The organism is Hydrocarboniclastica marina, from assembly GCF_004851605.1.
Classification (GTDB): Bacteria; Pseudomonadota; Gammaproteobacteria; order Pseudomonadales; family Oleiphilaceae; genus Hydrocarboniclastica; species Hydrocarboniclastica marina.
This window is the reverse complement of sequence record NZ_CP031094.1, coordinates 47,507-62,025: the sequence shown is the minus strand read 5'-3', so window position 1 is coordinate 62,025 and position 14,519 is coordinate 47,507. Positions and strand designations below refer to the sequence as shown.

Genomic DNA, 14,519 nt, shown 5'->3' with positions numbered 1-14,519 from the left:
CCTCAGCTCGACTGTTCACTCTTCGGCGTCACGAAGTGAAGCTCCTCACCTTGGTTCAGAAAGTAGGGGTAGCCCTTCACACGTCCCCCTTTGTCGACCAGGGGGTAGCCGGCACTGTCTGGGATGAAGAAGTAGAGCCAGTCAGGAGCGGCTTTCGAAATTGACTCATAAATGTCTATTGTGGGGAGCGTCGACTGTACGTCGTCCCCAAAGATAAATTTGACGGTTGTCCCCGTGTTGACGTTAAAGGGCAATTTCCACGTCTCCGCAGAGCCAGAAGCGCGCTTTAGAGGCCCTTCGTTTGCCTCCCGGATAAATCCTCCACGAACAATCGCCGCGCAGGTGGAGTCCCCGTCCGTCATTACGCATCCATACTCAGGAGCGTCGATCGCGTAAACGGTCAGCTCTCTGCTGTTGTAGATGCTGTCTTCGTCGAAATCCATGTGCTGAAACACTTCATAGGCTATGCCCTGCTGGTCCATTCCTTTTTCGAACGCCTCTGTCATGGTCATGTGCAAGCGGGCGACGGCTTCGTCCAGACTCTCGCCGCTCTGCTTGACCATCAAGCCTGTGGCCCAGGTATTGTCATAGGAGCGATCAATACTCATATCGATCGCAATCGTCACCAGAGAAAGGGCGAGGTTCTGGTACTGGAGACCGGTCAGGCCCAGGCTCGGGGCGCTGGCTGCGCCTGCCGCAATGACGGCGTTCTGGTAAACACGGGACTCTTTGCGGTGCTCTTCATTGCTATCGCGGTCCTGGACCCGGTCACGACCGTACGCATCATGAATCTGATAGGCCATGGACTTGGGCGTGGAGGCACAACCAGACAGCGCCAAAACGCTGAAGAATAGTGCGATCAATACAAAGCGGGATGGGGAGTGGTGCAGTTTCAATGTGTGGCCCTCAACTAAATGAATGCCACCAGTTTAGTCGGCCCTCAGAAAATGCAACGGACAATGCATGCATTGATGAAAGCCGGATTAACTCAGGCCCCGGCCGAGGAATCGCGACCCCTACGCTGGTTAGGGGCAGCAAGCTAAGGCGCCACTACACCCTGGGCTCGGAAGGCCCTCTCTGGGGTTGATTCATTGCCTCCTGAGCATCGGCTAGCGTCCCGGTGTTGGGCACAACGCATTCGTACGTCTCTTGCCCAATGGGAATGAAGTCAGTGAAGAAGAACTGAATGAGATGAGACATCGGCATCAGTTCGCCCCGGAATCCTCTTTTAATCGTCCACCCTTCAGCCTGCGCACGCTCCATACGGCTACGAAGCATCGACCCTGCCAGGTTTCTCGCGTGCGTGTTTGTTAGCATCCGGGCTTTTTGCTCCCCGGCGGCTGACTGGCAGACGTTGTAGATCAGGTTCATCAGTTCGGAGAGAGAGAACAGAGCCGCGGCGCTTTGAAAATGGGCCTCGTCATCCTCAAGGGTATGGGTTGGGAGACGGAAGTATTCCATGCAGCTGATCCAGTAATCGTGAGCCTCGATACTCACCAGGTGTTGCCAGACCGGTAGAAGGGCGACCGGCGTGGAGTGCAATACATATTCCTGAATTTCGTTTTGTAGTCCCAGTATTATTCCGCTTTGGCTGTCGTCACTGTCCAGATTGACTGCCAATTCCACATGGGCCGGTACCCAGCTGAACCTCTGGTCTTCGTGCATTTCAAAACTGCCTTCGGCGCTCTCCCGGCGGACCTGGAGCAGCCGGCTCTGAATCAGGCGCTTCAGCGTAAGTGGCCATTCGTTTTCCCGCGGGCCGAACAAGGTTTTCGTCTGGCTGAAGGGTAAAAGGCTCTGTCCCGTAGGGGAAGCGAGGAACGATACAGCGGCGCCTAGCTCGACAACGAGCTGTGCGTCCTGGTCGTAGAGATCAGGCCTGCCTTGAGTCGGCTCAGCTGGATCAAACATAGCCCAATGGCCCGGGACAGTTCTGCCGGCATCACGGAGCTCACCTTCCACGTATGCTTTCTGTTCTGCGAATACCTTTTTCGCACGATCGGACTGCAGGAGCGTCTCATACGGCTCAATGATCTCCAGCGCTTGTCTCGGGGGGAACATGTCCACCGCGGTTAGAACGAGATCCAAGATGGCCTCATCTTTGTCGGGCAAAGCATCAATACACTTATAGGCAAGTTGCACTGCATGGGAAGGCTGTTCGATATCGCGCAACGCTTGAATCAGACGCTTTGTCTGGGGATTGGCGGGATCCAGCAAGGGGCTCTGCGCGATCCACAAGAGCAATTGGTTCCGTTTATCGTCGGGGCTCTCGAATTCTTCCACTTCGCAGAGGGAGGAGAGAGACGGGTAGACGATGTCGCACAAAGCCATATTGAATTCTGGCCCGGTCTGTAGCGTCAGCACCCAGCGCAACACTTTTCCAAGGTTTGCCTCAATCATTCCTGTACCGCACATCCACAACTGCAATGGATCATCTTGATCACGTCGGTACGTGCAAAGCTGATAGCCACGCTCCAGTTGCTTCATGGCCACGGGCAGAAGGTGGTCCTGGTCTGATTCGAGAATCCGGCGGGCTATTCCCCGGTGCGCCCAGTGCTTTTTTGATCTCAGGAGCTTCAGCAAACCGCTCTGGCATTCTTCGGGTTCCATTCTCGTGTTGCTGCAGCAGAGTTTGGGCCATCAACCAGGTGTGGAAGTTTCGATGCCACCCGGTAACCGGGAACTCCCGGTTTTTTATACTCAGCACGGTACCACCAACGATCCGATCGACCAGGTGGTTAATCTCATCGCCGTAGCCCGTCGAATCGAGGAGGGCGATGATCAACCCGCCCCAGACCAAAACTGTATCAATAGTCACCGGTACCTCGCCTCAGGGCCCCAACGTCTCAATCCACCCAATTCTATCTCATAGGCAACGTCAGGTTTGTGGACTCGATGGTGAACGACTGATTTCTCGGCTCAACTCCAGCTTAACTCACGGCTCAAGTATCAACCGGACCAGTTCGCATGCCCAACGCCGCCATGAAGTGCGAAGTGCAGAGGACGGTGAGCGGACCTGCCATATCCGCAATCCGAGTCGAAGCGATCCGGATGCAAGGCAAGTGGTGTTGGCCGCAAGGATCGCAGCTACACAGCAGGGAAGGGCCAAGGGCAGGACAATGGTGAGTATGAGAGCTGTCCAATAACAGCCGTCGAGTATGTAATTGAGGTTGATTTCCATTTTCTATCTCCAAGTTATCAATGTGGATTTCAGATCGAAATTTCTTCCGACCTGAATATTTATTGGAGATAGATATTTTCTAAGAAAAAGCTGCAGAAACGTGCGGATAAGGCTGGGCCTCGCCGTAAGCGCCGGCCCGTGAGCATCAGAAGTACCAACCTGCCCCGGGAATCACCACGTCCTTAATGGTCGGCGTCCAGACCCGGCGCCAGAAGTCGTGTCCTGAAGTGAGCTCAGCAAGAATCATGGCGCTTATGTCGAGCACAGCACCCGGCATGGCTGCCCTTTCTTCTACTGGCGACGTTGCCCCTGTTATCTCATTGAGTCTGGGGTACAGCTCAGCAGATATCGGAAGCATATCTGCATCAGCGTAAATGCACTGAGCCTCGCCGCTTTCGACGAACCTAAGGGCGGCCATAAGATCTGCCTCGGCCGAATCTTGGCCGACACTGTGGCCATGGCCGATCGCCTGTTTGTAGCTGGGCTCGGAGGAGGGGGAAGCAACGAAGGCCGCCAGGTAGAGCCAGTCCTTATGGTTAGTCCGGCCGGATTGGTCCATGAACTCGAGGTAGAACAGAGACTGGAAACAGCCGGTTCCCCAGGGGGAAGGCTGTATGTCCGCCCGAGGCCGGACGCCGCTGATAAGCTGCTTGGAAAGCGCAAAGTCATAAAATGAACGCATCGAGCTGGACACAGCTAATCCCCGGTTAGTGGTGCCGGAACAATCCTGATGGGCTGGGAATCAGAAGCCTACCCCGGCCGGCAACTACAAAGTAACAGGGGCAGGAATAATGCAACGCTGGGCGCGTCCTACGCTTGTGCTCCGGCCGGGGGTTACCGATCACTGATACAACGGAAGAGTAAAGAATCGGCCCCATCATTCCATGATGGGGAGGGGTATTCGCAAGAAGGGTTATCAGTGGCTTTCAGCCACCGGGACTGCAGCTACGCAGGGAATGCGAGAAAGAGCACGTTACCAGGAGGGGGATTGCTCAGGAGAACTTCGCCCCGGGATTGGTCTTTGCCAGATCAGAGCCGTGAACCATGGCGGTACAGCATCGCTTTAGGTATACGCAGGCCAGGTTGCTCATATCCAGTCCTCCAGGGTCTGGTGTGTCACGTCGCTACCGCTTGAAGGGAAGACGTAAGCCGATGTGGCGTATCCTTCTGGTCGAATCGCGTAAAGCGCCACACGACGGCCCTCGGTCGTATTTGGCATCACGGCAACTGTTCTTTCAGTATCCAGCCCTACAACTATGCTGCAGGCGCCGTCATATCCAGCAGGTAGGTATGATATTGCCTGGGCACCGCCAATTTCCTCGGCCATCTCGCCAATGACGATTGCTCGGTTGGAACAATTCCCGTTCATGAGCTGGTCTCCTCGGCAGTAAGTTTGAGCGCTGGCGGTTCATCGTAGAGGTTGGCTTTGTTCTTGTGAGTCAGAGCCGCTACCTCGGACTCTAGTCGGGACGGCTGTTTACTCCGCACAGAACGCGCTCGCTCACTGCTTTGTTCAACCCTGTCTTTCAGGTCGTGCCACCAGCCTGGCTTGTCCTGTTCTAGGTATGCGGTAAGACAGCTCAGCGCAAGGCGGTAGTGGGTCAAAGCTTCCCCGGGAAGATTGTCACAAGATGACTTAACGCCTCGGCGGTAGTGATATTCCGCAGGTACTCGTACACGCGCTATGCGAACCATCTCTTGCAAGTGCAGCCCCAGGTCAGCGGCAGCTTGTGTGTCGGCACTGGCTATTACCCGGGACACCCTTAGCAAGGTGTCGTGGACCTGCCGCGCATTGTCTCGATCTGATAGTTCAGAGATGTTCGGTCCTGGTGCCATTTTCCCTTTGCGGTAGTGCCGCTCTAGCTTTCGGGCATCCTTCAGGTTCCCCTCCCAAACCATGGGTGTCGGGGATTGTCGTGATATGGCTTCTGCGATGCGGCTTTGTTGGTGTAATGCATACTCAAAGACGGGTCCTGGAACCAGTTCCCGCGGTATGTCGTTAACGAAAGAAGCGAATGTGCCGAAGACTCGCTCCTGTTGGTCCAGCTCTCTGGCCGTCTGAATTCCCTTTTGTGTCGTTCTCCGGTCTATCGCCTTTACGGCAACATGTGATGCTGCCGCTATGAATGACAATCCCCCGATCACCTCGATAAGCATGCTCACCTCCTTTGTCACATCAAGCCGTTTAGGCCCTGGGTAATCCTCGGCATCTGCTCGGCAATAACAATCTGACTCTGCTTTCTTGAGCGCAGCAGGGAGTTTGAGCATTTTGCCGTAAGGATTTCGATGGCTGGGTACTGCGTACAGTTTGAGACGCCGTGTTCTCTTAGAACGAAGCGCTTGTGAAATAGGGTATTTATGTTGTGATCGGCTAAACCGGGAGTTGGCAGCTTTTTTTAGGAGGAACGGGCAATGTTCTGGCAGGAAGATTAAAAAAGGGGCCTCTTGACCCCATCAAAGTGTGTGCGTGCGTGGCGCTATCCGCGCTCTTAGTCGCAAAGGATGTCCAGTCCATTGCGCGGTTTGTGCGTCCAACACAAACCGTATTGGTAATATTACACCAAATCCGGGAGGTGCCTCGGTTTGGGTTACGCATCATTTCTCTGCACCCGGGCTATCCATCGTCCATTTCTTCCTCTTCTTCCACATCAAGAAAGTGTGTTCCGTCTGTGTAGCCCAGGGACCTGAAAGCTATCATCATCTTTTTCATGGATTGGCGTTGCTGACTGATTGCACCGGATGCGGCTCTAAGGTGGGCAAAATCCTCTTCGAACATAACGGCCAGTTCCTGCTCCCAGCTGGTGAACCTTGAGAATTTCTGTCGAGGATATTTATTCCGTTTGCCTCGTGCTATCGCAACACTGAATAGCTTTTTGGCGCCACTGGGTCCGCTCCACCTTTTTTCGTACCAAATAATCTGGATTTTTCCTCCCTTACGGTGGACCACCCGACATCCAATCCGCCCCTCGCTTTGATTCTGACTCTTCCGGGCCTTTATCTGGCTCCAGAAGTTATCGACCATGTCTTGTGCTTCCTCTGCGATCAGCTCTTCCTGCGCTTCGAGTATCTGATCTTGGGTCGCAAACCATCTATCGTCATAGCCAGCCATCTGAAACACACCTTTTCCACATATATAGCTCTTTGTATTTCCTCCGCCCTGTACACGGGACGACTCAATCCTGCCGCGAAGTTTAAAACAGTCCTTGAACACCGATCTTTGTAATCGCGGCGTTTTTTCTACGCTAACTACGGGGTCTAGCCTAAGAGGCGCACTTTGAACAAAGATCTTTGTTCAGCCAGTGTTCAGAACAATCTGTTTCCTCTCTGGACCCAAATACAGCCCTTGATCAAAGATCTTTGTACAGGAGGTGTTTTCCATGCCTCGCCTTTGACACGTCCTGGATCAGTTCAACCAGCGTTTGAGACGAATAGGAGGGGAGGGGACTTCGCCAGGCCAACCACATTAAATGGCGGTTGTGACGCCTATTGGTGCTTTTGTTGACCCGGCGTACAGCCTGGGGCGGTCACTGACGCCGTATGGCGTTGTGTCGGTGCTGTTCCTCCCTTTTTCTGTAGACACACTTCGCTTGAGACGCCTTTTGGTGTGTCTACGGCGTCAGTGGCAAGGGTTAGTATCGTTTTTAGCCGTTAACTCTCCGATTCCGGCCGGGTGCCAGAAATAAAATGGTCTCCCACACAAACCATTTGAGAGGTAGATATGCCATACGGTATGGGAATCGATATCGGGTACAGCGGTTTGAAACTGAAAATGGGTGAGCTAGGGGGGAGCTTCCTTGAGGCGACTACGTTGGTTCGCCCAGTTGGGGCTGCTCCCGTCGCTCATTGCATCGACGCCGGCAATGATCTCGATGATGACCGGATGCCGGTACAGATCGACGGGGAAGAGTGGTTCGCATGCATTGACCCTTCTTCAATAATGAAGGATCAGCGTGAGCTGAACTATGACTACGCCCAGACGAACCAGTACAGGGCAGTTTTTCTGGCCGCATTGATGATGGCAGAGCGCGACGTCATAGATGTGCTGGTAACAGGCCTGCCTGTCTCTCAAGCCAAAGACCCTGCCGTCGTCAGTGCCCTCACACAACAGATGGAGGGAGAACACAAAGTCAGCAACAAACGCACAGTGACTGTGAAAAAGGTTGTTGTTCGGCCGCAGCCAAGCGCTGCGTTCGTAAGAATGGTTTACGAGCATGCGGATAACTCAAGCATGGCGAAGATGATCAAGGTCGGCCAGACCGTCGTGGTCGATCCCGGTTTCTTCTCTGTAGATTGGGTAACTCTCAAAAATGGTGGTTTGATCCGCGAGTCATCCGGAACTTCTATTCGAGCAATGTATCGGGTCATCGACCAGGCAGCTCAGATGCTTCGTGCTGAGTACGGTGCCGGCGCAAACGTGAAGAAGAGTATCGAGAGTGCCCTTAGAAAAGGGGAGAGCGAAATATTGGCCAACGGAACCTTTGTCGAGTTCAAACCATTCTTGGAGAAGGCCGCGGCGGAGGTCTCCCGGTTAGCTCTCTCGGACATGAAGACCGATATGGCACTGCAGGACAACGTCGCAGACATCCTGGTCCTTACAGGCGGCGGGGCCGATCTATATAAGGAGGCCGCGAAAGAGATATTCCCCGGCTGCAAACATATCGTCACTTTCGAAAACCCAGTCACGGCGATCGCCGAGGGTTACTGGCTCACGGCTCAAGGATACGCCGCTAAGAACCTTCAAGCCGCTTAGTAGAGGTCGTGCGCGATGAGCGAACGAATCAATGTGATTGTGGGGCCAGCTTTTCAGGAGCTGCACACGCACCTCGCGGGTTACGGAAACTCCAAAGGCGAGCGCTTTAAAGTGCTCGCAAGCGTCGGTGCGGTGATTGAGAACTCAGGCATTGAAATGCCCATGCTTGGCATAGAGCAGACGGGACCTCTTGAGTCGGATTGGAATGGAAGAGTCAACATTCGCCTTTCTGATGCGTACCCGGAGTTGCTGTCTAAACTCCACAGTTCGGACCTAAGTAAAGCAAAAAGGCTAAAGCTGCTGGCCAACCTGGGCCTACTTGCCATGAGAGGTGAATGCCCTTCTCCTGGCCCTCGCTCTGCTCAGCATTCTGAGCAGAAACTGGACGATAAACGCTCATCAAAAAGCGAGATCGACCGTCTCGGTTTGGCGGCAGGTTTGTTCGACGAAGGGGACACTACATGGTTGTAAAACAGTGCTATTTCTAAAGCTTATGTCTTGATTTAATTAAGTTTTACAACTCACTACAATTTTATTATTACTTTCTATTCATGTAGTTAGGTATGTTGCGAGAGGAAGGCTAGTGACATCGTCAATTTATTGTCGTGCTTGGATTCGATTTACATTCATTTTAACGGCATTATTCGCGAATACGGTCGCGCAAGCTGAGCCGTATCTCAGTCTTGGGGGGACTGTCTACGAAAGTGCTGCAGTTAATGCCGAGATCGATCCCTACCTTTTATATGCTCTGACTCTAGTCGAGTCGGGCAAAGCCACCGGAGACGGAAACGTTATCCCCTGGCCTTATGTAATCAGAGCTAAGGATGCACGTATCTACGCCTCAGACGAGGCTGAGTACCGGGCCGCCTGGAAACTCTTCTCTTTGAAATATGGTGACAGAATTGACGTTGGGCCTGCACAGGTCAACGTCTATTGGCAGGCGACCCGAGCAAAAAAGGTTACCTCGCCAGATGAGTTGCTCGACTACGAGACCAATCTCAACGTCGCTGCTGAAGTACTCAAAGAAGCAATTGACTCAACTGACAATCTTGCCCTGGGAATAGGTCGCTATCACTCATGGGGTGACCAAGAAAGGGCTTTGTTATTTGGAAAAAGGGTTTTGGCCGTCCACCAGAACCTCGTAGCACAAACGGGTGCCATCCCGGCTACAAACCTTAAACCTCTTGAGTAACTTTTAACTTTTAGGTGCGTGCAATGAACATCAATGAATCAACCGTCCAAGAATCAGGTCTTGCTTCTCTCCTCGACAGTATCGAAGCAAAAGTTCAAAGGGTGCATAGCGACGTAAGCGAAGACCCAATGGCCGAGATAACAACGGCACTGCTTTGGCAGCTCCACAGTGCATGTGCTCTCGACCCGCAGGAAGCCGCTCGACGTTTCGGAGTCTCTGCCACATTGGCGAGGGACATCGCAAACGTCCCTGCTTTCCGGTTCAACCGGGTGATACATCAGATGTCCGAAAAGCTCCTTTTTAGCCTCAGCCCAAGCCAGCAAGTGATCAAGGCTGCTCTCGAGTCAGATAACCGCCTCCGATCAAATCTCCATCTGACCGCCAGTGCATACTCAAACGAGTATAAAACACGGCTTAACGCAGTTAAGTAGGCCTTGAATCAAAGGGGCAGCTGGTAGCCAGCTGCCCTTTTTGTTTTGTTTGAATGTTGGGGGGCAACATGAAGCAAAATCGCAAAACTCGGGGCATCCAGGATGCCGTATCTAGGATTTACGCCCGGTATCTCTATCTTTTGGGTTTCAGGACCAGCGTCGTTACTGATGCAACTGGTCTCAGTGAAAGCCAAGCCCGGAATCTAAAAAAAGAGCTCAAGGAAGAAGGCATAGTGGTCAAGGACCAGCCTGGCCCTGGTTCTATGGCTGATGGGTTGGTGAATAGCCGATCTGGCTATCTGCAAGCGTCGATCCTCATGAACATCTACCGATCGCTCAATCCCAATGCCGAACGCAACCTTGACCTTGAAAGCGTCATCGAGGCCTATTCCATCTACCTGAAAGAAATCGGCGCTATCTTCCGCAACTCCATAGATTACGATCTGTCAGCTGAAGGGTTCGAACGGTTCACGATTCAACAGGCTTATTCACTGGCCGCAGCGCTTCGAAGTAATGACATCGATTACTCAGCCTCTATGCGGGAATGCCCGGACTGTAAGACCTACTTTTATTTCACGACACGCCAGACTGTTGTCGACGATTGCCCTTTCTGTAACTGGCGCGTACGGAGCATATCCTCAGGAACAGCCAACCAAAATGCAGCGTTGCCATAGAGAGGATCTCTTCTACTTCTGAATGAGCTGCTGTCGTCACCCATTGTGGCGGTTTTTTCGTTGAGAAGGTTGCGTTTTTGTGGAAACGGTTATGCTAGAGAAATAGTACGGGAGGTTTATCTATGGATGCTAAGTTCAAGAATTACCCGGCTTCGTGGGCAGTCGCTCTGGCTCCAGCTTTCGGTGTCGTTGTTTTCGTGGCCGCAGCGCTTGGCGGTGCCATACCTGCGAACCTGGCTCAGCCCGTAACCTGGGTAGTGATTATCTGGAATGGCGTTCACTTAGGAGTTGCGTTTCTGCTGACCAGTGTATTATTTCAGTATTCGAAAGGGATTCTCGCCGAGGTTCAGAAAAGGATTGTTTCTCCCAAGCGGAAGTATTTGCGAATTGCAGAGGATCAAAAATGAAGAAGATTCACGGATTATCAAAAGTTGGCCTCTTTCTTTTCGCTGCGGCCTACGCATCCGGATTTGTGGCACCGGACGTTGTAAAAATAGCCTTATCTTTGGCGGGCTTTGCAGCATTCTTTGGAGCTGCTGCCGGGTATCTGGTTCTTGGGGTTAAGGGTTTAATTGCGTCGCGGGGGAAGAACGATCAGGACGCTAAGATGAATCCTCACAGTGCTCATAAAGCTCTGGAGAAACAGCTTCTGTACAGTGTCTGGTCAACTGAACCGGTGAACATAGATGGTTCGCCTAATATTCTTAAATCCTACCATTAAAATGGGCGGCAGGCTCAGAAGGTAAGTCTCTCCCTGCCGCACCGGTTTCAGTTACGAAGACGAGATGAGTACCTGATCAAATGAGGTAGAGCCCGTAAAGGCTCACCTCATGCCTTCTATCGCTTCCTGGATATATTCCCGTAAATGATCCTGGCTCTCATCAGACATGTTTTCCATAGAGAACGAGCCAGGAAGGTCGGGCCCAGCTGCTGCGTTGTGCATCGCAATTGAAGAAAGACCTCCGCCTGCAAACCTTGGATTTTCAGCCTGGCCTACGATTACATCAGCCATATTGCCTGCTAAGTCTTGGTTCGAGTAGCCGGCGCTGAGCCCGCTAATTGATTCTTGCAAGGCGTCTCCAGAGCCTGCGACGCCACCAGGGAATATATTCTCCGCTAACATGTGCATGCGTGCGTCAGCAAAGACTGCGCTTTGCGCATCCGTAAGTCCAAATGACTGGCCTTGATCAAAAAACTCCTGCCTCATACCGTCATAGTTTTCTGACATATAGTTAGCCCCAGCATGCAGACCACTCATAGCGGCTTCGCTGAATCCAGCTAGTGTAGCTTGGCCGGTTTCTAGCGATCCAGCTACAGCTGCTCCGACGAATCCCGCAGTCTGGTTGCCGATTTCATTTAACGTGGCAGCGCTAAACAGCCCGCTATCTTGAATCGTTCCTAGTATGCTCCCCATTCCCTCGTTGGCCATACCGGATAGGTCGCCCATGAGTTGGTGAGCGCGCTCGTTCCCATCCGCAAGCGCTGCGCCAAACTCTTGCACGAACACTGAGCCGCCTTCATAGGCACCATTAGCAGCCATCTGAGCTTGGCTAAGCAAATCTCCACCGGTGTCACCCATGCCCATCAAGCCAAACGCGCTCGTATGCGATCGCGGGTTTTCGGCCTGCCTTGCTATGGCCGCCTCAGCGGCAGCCGCACCTTTTTCACTGCCAAGGTTTCCAAAATAATCACCCCGGGCGTCAGCGCTGGCACCGTCAAAGAGCCCTTCAGGTGTTCCCGGTATATCGGCTGATGGAGGACCTTGAACCCCATTTAGCTCCATTGCATTAAGGGCAAGCTTATCCTCCAACGGAACGTCGTCCAGATCACTTCCAAGTCCAGCATTATTGTGAGCTGCTGATGGATCGGGCAGGCTGTAACCGGTTGCTGAGGCGATGGCGCCTTGTGCTAATTGTTGTGCTTCTGTATCGCCGCTTCTGAGCATGGTTTCGAGTGCGGCCACCTGCCTGGAATCGTTTTCATCGCCATAGCCTACCTGACGCAGTGTTTCAGCTCGTTGTTCGAATGCTTTAGCTGTGCTGCTGTCAGAATTTTGGTCGAGCCATTGATAAAGATCACTAAAACCACCGTCACGGTCGACTTGCCCGGCAAGGGTTTTTCCATCCATGACATTCTGGGTTGAAAGCGAGCTACCCCAAGTACTGGCTTCTTGATAGGACTGAGAGGCTTTCTCAAGTTCTGAGGCTGACTTTTTGACCTTTATCATGTCTGACTGGGTCTGTGAGTCGCTGTAGCTGCTTGTGTCTGCCTGTTGTACTGCATTAGATACCGTTTGAGCGAGACTCGCCGACTGAGATTCTGCCAGACTATTATTCTCGGCATTTCCAAGCGCTGCTTTCATGTCCTGAGTAAAGGCATCAGAGGACTGATCCTTCGCTGAGCCCTGCCCTGAAAGGTTGCCTGAAATACCTCCTATAGCGTCCAGACCTTGTGATGCGGTCAAGCCACCGCTAGCCGTTAACGCAAGCGCTCCAGTTATTGCTTCAGTTTGAGTATCAGATAGCCCATATTGTTGCTGGAAATTCTGGGCTTGTTGTTGAGCTGATTGGACCGTCTGATTTTTTGAGCCCGAAAGCTGTGCCCCTACAGAAGACAGTACCTGCGTTCCGGTACCGCTTTCCTCAGCGTTCTTTAAGCTGGACTCCAGCTCCTTGCTAAACGCATTTTGAGTCTCGATCATTCCTCCTCGTGCTGAGGATACCTGCGATTGTGCAATTGAAGACATGTTGAAAGAAGGTGCTTCACCGCCTGATAGCGCGGTACCTGTTTGCCAGTTTGCAGAGCCTCCTGCCATCACACTGGATAGGGCTCCGACGCTCATGGCATCAGGCTGAACGTTGCTAGCAGCTTGGTCAGCCCCTTTCGACATCTGCGATTGAATCCCGCTCGCAAGGCCTGACATGGCATAGGCTGAGCCAGATACGAGAAAGAACGAGATCATCGGAATTGAACTGGCCATGTAGCTGCCTATGCCAATCCATGTTTTTGCTGAGTCATATGCGGCGTTCAGCATGTAGATTGAACCGGGCTCGCCCGTGCTCGTGATTGCCTGGCCCACCTCTCTGGCGGCGCTCATGCTGATGTACAGGTCAACAATTGAGAGAAGGGGGAACCACAGCTGGATCCATATTATGACTGTGAAGTATTTGAAGCCCAGCTTGAGGCCGAAGCTTCCCATCAACACGAGTATCGCGATAAAGGGCGTGATGCCATAGATGAAGCCTTCGAAGAAGGTCATCAACGGACGGATGGTCTCCTCAAAAAGAGATTTTGACGCGGCCCAGCTTATGTTTCGCTGTTCAATTGCATTAGTGAGGCTGATCGCCAGTGTCGTATCCTGGAAGTTGTCGTATTTTCCCTGAGCCGCTTCAAGGAGAATTGGTTCTACCAGGGCTGTCACCATCATCTTTTGTGCGCTCGTACCCAGCATCCCCAGTTCAGCAATTGAAGTGCTAATACTTGAGTTCCAGTTATTACCTGCAGGATTCCCTGTTTCAACCCCTACAATACTGTTGAGCGCGTCTTGGAATTCATCCGAGCCAGCATTGAGCTGACCAACTAGAAGACTCTCAAGCTCCACAAACGCTTCTGAACAGGTCACGTCTATAGTGGCCGTAGAGCGGTATAGCTGGGTGTAATAAATGCTGCTCTGAAACTCTATCGCGGACAGAATATTCTTGGTTTTAAGATCAACAGTACTGGCCAGTCCGAGGTCGAATTTCGTTAACGTACATTCCCGGAGATACGCCTCGAAGCTCTTCTGTACGTTGGCTTGTCCACCGCCCCAAAGTTGGTCCAAAGCGCCCCAAACTTGGGCTGAATGAGCTTTCTCCCGAATGTTCACGATTGATTTAAGCGCATCCGCGTAATTGCCGCCGTGGGCTAACCCGCCTGTGATGGGGGCATAAGCCTGCTCAAATGCTTCTGTGATTCCATGCCCGAGACGCGATATTACGAATCCCGGGGCTGCTACACCGATGGGGACGTTATCAACGACTCGTACATGTCCGTTCGCCGCATCCTCGATGGTGACGCTCGCAGTTGGCCCGAACATCGCCATGTAAAAAAGCCAACCTACCAAAATCTGCTGGAAGGCGATTCCCTTGCCACCATCAACGGCCGACTGGACAAAGACGACAAGTACGCCAATCAGCGCACCGACGGCAGCTGCAGAGCCTATGTTTCCTGACCCCGATAGCATTGCTACGGCGTTAAGGATCTGCTCAAGGAAAGCTGAATCACCAATGGAGTAAATTACGAAGTTCAAGCT

The 14,519-nt window shown here is 52.6% G+C and carries 14 protein-coding genes; 7 read left to right on the top strand and 7 right to left on the bottom strand.

What is annotated here, in order from left to right; all coding sequences use genetic code 11:
- Window positions 1-2 precede the first annotated feature (2 nt).
- From soil367_RS18510 to mobI, 6 genes are all read right to left on the bottom strand, one after another.
- A complete protein-coding gene (locus soil367_RS18510) occupies window positions 3-896 on the bottom strand; it encodes a hypothetical protein (protein ID WP_136550767.1) in 894 nt (297 codons plus the stop codon).
- Window positions 897-1,050: 154 nt separating this feature from the next.
- The gene (locus soil367_RS18505; protein WP_136550766.1) at window positions 1,051-2,610 is read right to left on the bottom strand and encodes a hypothetical protein; all 1,560 of its coding nucleotides are present in this window, start codon (window positions 2,608-2,610) and stop codon (window positions 1,051-1,053) included.
- A gap of 716 nt (window positions 2,611-3,326) precedes the next feature.
- Window positions 3,327-3,863, bottom strand: coding sequence for a hypothetical protein (locus soil367_RS18500; RefSeq protein ID WP_136550765.1), 537 nt, complete (start codon window positions 3,861-3,863; stop codon window positions 3,327-3,329).
- Between the two features lie 405 nt (window positions 3,864-4,268).
- Window positions 4,269-4,550: a hypothetical protein gene (locus soil367_RS18495; RefSeq protein WP_136550764.1), complete on the bottom strand. Its 282-nt coding sequence runs from the start codon at window positions 4,548-4,550 to the stop codon at window positions 4,269-4,271.
- Window positions 4,547-5,338: a hypothetical protein gene (locus soil367_RS18490; RefSeq protein WP_136550763.1), complete on the bottom strand. Its 792-nt coding sequence runs from the start codon at window positions 5,336-5,338 to the stop codon at window positions 4,547-4,549. Before soil367_RS18490 ends, soil367_RS18495 begins: the two co-directional genes overlap by 4 nt.
- Before the next feature lie 457 nt (window positions 5,339-5,795).
- A complete protein-coding gene (gene mobI / locus soil367_RS18485; protein ID WP_136550762.1) occupies window positions 5,796-6,290 on the bottom strand; it encodes a conjugative transfer protein MobI(A/C) in 495 nt (164 codons plus the stop codon).
- A 609-nt stretch (window positions 6,291-6,899) separates the two neighbouring features.
- Here mobI and soil367_RS18480 point away from each other — a divergent pair.
- From soil367_RS18480 to soil367_RS18450, 7 genes are all read left to right on the top strand, one after another.
- Window positions 6,900-7,931, top strand: coding sequence for a ParM/StbA family protein (locus soil367_RS18480; RefSeq protein WP_136550761.1), 1,032 nt, complete (start codon window positions 6,900-6,902; stop codon window positions 7,929-7,931).
- Window positions 7,932-7,946: 15 nt separating this feature from the next.
- Entirely contained in the window at window positions 7,947-8,402 is a 456-nt protein-coding gene (locus tag soil367_RS18475) for a hypothetical protein (protein ID WP_136550760.1), read from the top strand.
- A gap of 112 nt (window positions 8,403-8,514) precedes the next feature.
- Entirely contained in the window at window positions 8,515-9,123 is a 609-nt protein-coding gene (locus tag soil367_RS18470) for a lysozyme family protein (protein ID WP_136550759.1), read from the top strand.
- 23 nt (window positions 9,124-9,146) lie between these two features.
- The gene (locus tag soil367_RS18465) at window positions 9,147-9,554 is read left to right on the top strand and encodes a hypothetical protein (RefSeq protein WP_136550758.1); all 408 of its coding nucleotides are present in this window, start codon (window positions 9,147-9,149) and stop codon (window positions 9,552-9,554) included.
- A gap of 68 nt (window positions 9,555-9,622) precedes the next feature.
- Window positions 9,623-10,228 carry a FlhC family transcriptional regulator gene (locus soil367_RS18460; protein WP_172962425.1) on the top strand — a complete coding sequence of 202 codons (606 nt, stop codon included), beginning with the start codon at window positions 9,623-9,625 and terminating at the stop codon, window positions 10,226-10,228.
- Between the two features lie 122 nt (window positions 10,229-10,350).
- Window positions 10,351-10,635 (top strand): hypothetical protein, encoded by a 285-nt coding sequence (locus soil367_RS18455; protein WP_136550756.1) that lies wholly within the window; start codon window positions 10,351-10,353, stop codon window positions 10,633-10,635.
- Window positions 10,632-10,949 (top strand): hypothetical protein, encoded by a 318-nt coding sequence (locus tag soil367_RS18450; protein WP_136550755.1) that lies wholly within the window; start codon window positions 10,632-10,634, stop codon window positions 10,947-10,949. The genes soil367_RS18455 and soil367_RS18450 overlap by 4 nt, the downstream gene beginning before the upstream one ends.
- Before the next feature lie 102 nt (window positions 10,950-11,051).
- Here the strand turns inward: soil367_RS18450 and soil367_RS18445 are convergent, their stop codons facing one another.
- Window positions 11,052-14,516 (bottom strand): conjugal transfer protein TraG N-terminal domain-containing protein, encoded by a 3,465-nt coding sequence (locus soil367_RS18445; protein ID WP_136550754.1) that lies wholly within the window; start codon window positions 14,514-14,516, stop codon window positions 11,052-11,054.
- Window positions 14,517-14,519: the final 3 nt, after the last annotated feature.

Bases quoted from the DNA above. Each gene is read 5' to 3' on its own strand.
- soil367_RS18490 (WP_136550763.1), bottom strand. From the start codon at position 5,338: ATGCTTATCGAGGTGATCGGGGGATTGTCATTCATAGCGGCAGCATCA.
- soil367_RS18475 (WP_136550760.1), top strand. From the start codon at position 7,947: ATGAGCGAACGAATCAATGTGATTGTGGGGCCAGCTTTTCAGGAGCTG.
- soil367_RS18495 (WP_136550764.1), bottom strand. From the start codon at position 4,550: ATGAACGGGAATTGTTCCAACCGAGCAATCGTCATTGGCGAGATGGCC.
- soil367_RS18500 (WP_136550765.1), bottom strand. From the start codon at position 3,863: ATGCGTTCATTTTATGACTTTGCGCTTTCCAAGCAGCTTATCAGCGGC.
- soil367_RS18465 (WP_136550758.1), top strand. From the start codon at position 9,147: ATGAACATCAATGAATCAACCGTCCAAGAATCAGGTCTTGCTTCTCTC.
- soil367_RS18455 (WP_136550756.1), top strand. From the start codon at position 10,351: ATGGATGCTAAGTTCAAGAATTACCCGGCTTCGTGGGCAGTCGCTCTG.
- soil367_RS18505 (WP_136550766.1), bottom strand. From the start codon at position 2,610: ATGGAACCCGAAGAATGCCAGAGCGGTTTGCTGAAGCTCCTGAGATCA.
- mobI (WP_136550762.1), bottom strand. From the start codon at position 6,290: ATGGCTGGCTATGACGATAGATGGTTTGCGACCCAAGATCAGATACTC.
- soil367_RS18460 (WP_172962425.1), top strand. From the start codon at position 9,623: ATGAAGCAAAATCGCAAAACTCGGGGCATCCAGGATGCCGTATCTAGG.
- soil367_RS18480 (WP_136550761.1), top strand. From the start codon at position 6,900: ATGCCATACGGTATGGGAATCGATATCGGGTACAGCGGTTTGAAACTG.
- soil367_RS18450 (WP_136550755.1), top strand. From the start codon at position 10,632: ATGAAGAAGATTCACGGATTATCAAAAGTTGGCCTCTTTCTTTTCGCT.